Source organism: Mixta mediterraneensis, assembly GCF_030283135.1.
GTDB lineage: Bacteria > Pseudomonadota > Gammaproteobacteria > Enterobacterales > Enterobacteriaceae > Pantoea > Pantoea mediterraneensis.
In genome coordinates, this window is sequence record NZ_JASUAZ010000096.1 from 1 (window position 1) to 3,115 (window position 3,115).

Annotated in this window: 5 protein-coding genes and 1 pseudogene; 5 read left to right on the forward strand and 1 reads right to left on the reverse strand. The window is 48.3% G+C overall.

Translation table 11 applies throughout. The annotated features are described in order from the left end of the window. From QRY16_RS21605 to QRY16_RS21625, 5 genes and pseudogenes are all read left to right on the forward strand, one after another. A pseudogene (locus tag QRY16_RS21605) lies at window positions 1-86 on the forward strand (hypothetical protein); the annotation flags it as partial. A gap of 23 nt (window positions 87-109) precedes the next feature. Next, window positions 110-655 carry a DNA topoisomerase family protein gene (locus QRY16_RS21610; RefSeq protein ID WP_289778012.1) on the forward strand — a complete coding sequence of 182 codons (546 nt, stop codon included), beginning with the start codon at window positions 110-112 and terminating at the stop codon, window positions 653-655. Between the two features lie 9 nt (window positions 656-664). After that, complete coding sequence (tsaC, locus tag QRY16_RS21615; RefSeq protein ID WP_289778013.1) at window positions 665-1,237, forward strand: L-threonylcarbamoyladenylate synthase type 1 TsaC; 573 nt, start codon at window positions 665-667, stop codon at window positions 1,235-1,237. 3 nt (window positions 1,238-1,240) lie between these two features. After that, entirely contained in the window at window positions 1,241-2,059 is an 819-nt protein-coding gene (gene aroE, locus QRY16_RS21620; protein ID WP_289778014.1) for a shikimate dehydrogenase, read from the forward strand. Then, window positions 2,056-2,310 carry a DUF1488 family protein gene (locus tag QRY16_RS21625; protein ID WP_193405665.1) on the forward strand — a complete coding sequence of 85 codons (255 nt, stop codon included), beginning with the start codon at window positions 2,056-2,058 and terminating at the stop codon, window positions 2,308-2,310. The genes aroE and QRY16_RS21625 overlap by 4 nt, the downstream gene beginning before the upstream one ends. On the opposite strand, the gene QRY16_RS21630 is transcribed toward QRY16_RS21625, so the two are convergent. Continuing rightward, window positions 2,280-2,831, reverse strand: a complete 552-nt coding sequence (locus tag QRY16_RS21630; protein WP_193405666.1) for a gamma carbonic anhydrase family protein — start codon at window positions 2,829-2,831, stop codon at window positions 2,280-2,282. The genes QRY16_RS21625 and QRY16_RS21630 overlap by 31 nt on opposite strands. Window positions 2,832-3,115 lie beyond the last annotated feature (284 nt).

The following is a 3,115-nucleotide window of genomic DNA, read 5'->3' on the forward strand; positions in this document are numbered from 1 at the left end:
TATTATTCAATATCCCCGGGTGTGAAAACGCATATCAGCAGATGGAAGAACTGCTATTCGACGCCAATGAAGGTATGCTGCATTAAATTCCTTTCATCTATTTATCGTTATGAGTAAACCTGTACTCTTCGCTGTGCGTAAACACGATCCCTGCCCTGCTTGCGGGGCAGGCGTTGTTATTCGCTCTGGCAAACATGGTCCATTTCTGGGTTGCGTGAATTATCCTGGTTGCGATTATATTCGTCCCTTAAAGAATCAGGCTGACGGACACGTGGTTAAAGTGTTGGAAGGCCATGCATGTCCGCACTGTGGCGCGGATATAGTCCTGCGTCAGGGGCGTTATGGTATGTTTATCGGTTGCAGCCATTATCCAGTATGCGATTACACAGAAGTGATTGATAAACCAGAAGAGACAACCATTAATTGCCCACAATGTCAGGATGGTAAGCTTGTGCAGCGTCGATCCCGCTACGGCAAAATGTTTCATGCCTGTGATCGCTATCCGTCTTGCCAGTTTGCAATAAATTTCATACCTGTTGCGGGAGTTTGTCCGTTTTGTCAGTTCCCGTTACTAGTTGAGAAAAAGACAGCGCAGGGTATAAGGCGATTCTGCGCCAGTAAAAGCTGCGGCAAACCAATCCCGGAAGAAAATTAAGAGTCCAATATGCATAATCCACTGCTTCCCGGCTCGCTAAATGATTGCGTCAGTTACCTTAATCGCCATGCTGTGATCGCCTATCCTACTGAAGCCGTTTTTGGCCTTGGTTGCGATCCTGATAGTGAAAATGCCGTAATGGCGCTTTTGGCCCTTAAAAGACGGCCTGTCGAAAAAGGGCTGATCCTGATTGCTGCCGATTACGACCAACTGGAACCTTATGTTTCCGATCGCGAGCTTTCGGTTATCCAGCGAGAGCGGATGTTTGCCTGCTGGCCTGGGCCGGTAACATTTGTCGTACCGGTTCCGCTGCATACGCCGCGCTGGCTGACTGGACAATTTGATTCACTGGCTATACGTGTTAGCGATCATCCTGATGTACAAGCTTTATGTCGCGCCTTTGGTAAACCCCTCGTATCAACCAGCGCCAATCTTTCAGGGCAGCCGCCTTGTCGCACGGTAGAAGAGGTAAAATTGCAGTTCGGTCCTGGTTTTCCTGTTTTGCAAGGAGAGACAGGAGGGCGAAAAAATCCTTCTGAAATTCGCGATGTCATTACCGGCGAACTTATACGTCAGGGATAAGTTATGAATAATTATGCTGTTTTTGGTAATCCCATTAATCACAGTAAGTCCCCGCTGATTCATCAGGCTTTTGCGCAACAGACGGGGATTGACCATCGATACGGACGCGTTTGTGCCCCGCTTGATGGATTTCCGCAGGCGCTGGCTGAGTTTTTCGCTCAAAGTGGCGTGGGGGCAAATATAACGTTGCCTTTTAAACAGCTGGCATGGGGGCTTGCCGATGAGCTGAGTGAACGCGCTGCTCTTTCAGGCGCGGTAAATACCTTAAAGAAGCGCAAAGATGGAAGCTGCCTTGGCGACAATACGGATGGTATTGGCTTATTAAGCGATCTTGAACGTCTGTCCATGATCAAACCGGGAGACAGAGTTTTGCTTGTCGGTGCGGGCGGCGCTGCGCGCGGTGTCATTCTGCCGCTGCTCTCTTTAGGTGTTGCACTTACGGTGACGAACCGTACGCAGGCACGCGCCGTAGAGCTGGCTAATATTTTTCAGCATAGTGGCGCAATTGATGCCTGCGGCTTCGAACAATTAGAAAATAAAGGGTTTGAACTCATCATCAATGCTACGTCTAGTGGTATTAACGGACAAATACCGCCATTGCCAGCGTCATTAATACATTCTGGAATACGTTGCTATGACATGTTTTATCAGGTTGGTCAGACACCTTTCTTAAACTGGTGCCAGCAGCAAGGCGCACTTCATTTAGCTGACGGTCTGGGAATGCTGGTGGGACAAGCGGCTCATGCATTTCATTTATGGCATGGCGTTATGCCCGATATTGTCCCAGTGATTGAATCTCTGCAGCGGGAAATGTTGTTATGAATCAGGCGATACAGTTTCCCGATCGTGAGTATTTTGATCCTGAGCTAAACGCTGTCTGTTTTCCCGTTATGGTAAATGGCATAGGTTTGACCTGTGCCATTAATATTGAGATGTTAAAACGACGTTTTGGTGATGGCGACGCGATAACGCTTTTTAACAACCATCGCTGGGATATTGAAGAAGAAGCCGAAGCCTGTATCCATCAAGACAATGTGGATAGTCAGGGTTGGGTTTGGCTTTCGGTCAGGTAATCATTTTTCCAGCCGACATAGTTTCGGGCAGAATAAAGTAAACCTTCGATTTCTACTTCATTAAGCGGCCTGACTTGCCTGACTGGGCTGCCTAAATAAAGATAACCGCTTTCCAGGCGTTTACCTGGCGGAACTAAACTTCCGGCACCGATCATTACATCGTCTTCTACTATTACCCCATCTAACAAAATCGATCCCATACCAATTAACACGCGGTTGCCAATAGTGCAGCCGTGCAGCATCGCTTTATGCCCAACCGTGACATCGTCGCCAATAATAAGCGGGAAGCCTGCTGGATTTGCCGCAGATTTATGCGTGACATGTAGAACGCTGCCATCCTGTATGTTACTGCGTGCGCCAATACGCACCTGGTTCACATCACCGCGGATAGCCACTAATGGCCAGATGCTGACATCATCTCCCATAATAACATCGCCAACGATAACGCTGGCAGGATCTACCATTACCCGCTGACCTGTTTTCGGGAAAAGACGTTTATAGGAACGTAAAGCTGATGACATGCAGGTTCTCCTTTACTCTATTTCTTGTCAGCCTGGTGCGTTTTCGAACGGCAGACAAGGGGTTTTTGCTTGAGATCGATGGCGATATCATCAATCTGAGCGCTTTCTCGCCACTCAGAAAAAAGATCTAAAAAAAGGCTTGTGCTGTGAAATCGGATCCCTATAATGCGCCTCCACTGACACGGCACACCGGCTTACGGTATGACGTGCTGGCAGGTTCGGGAGACTGAGCCGCCGGAGAAAAACTTCTCAGAAAGAAGTTGACTCTGCAGGAGGAAAGCGTA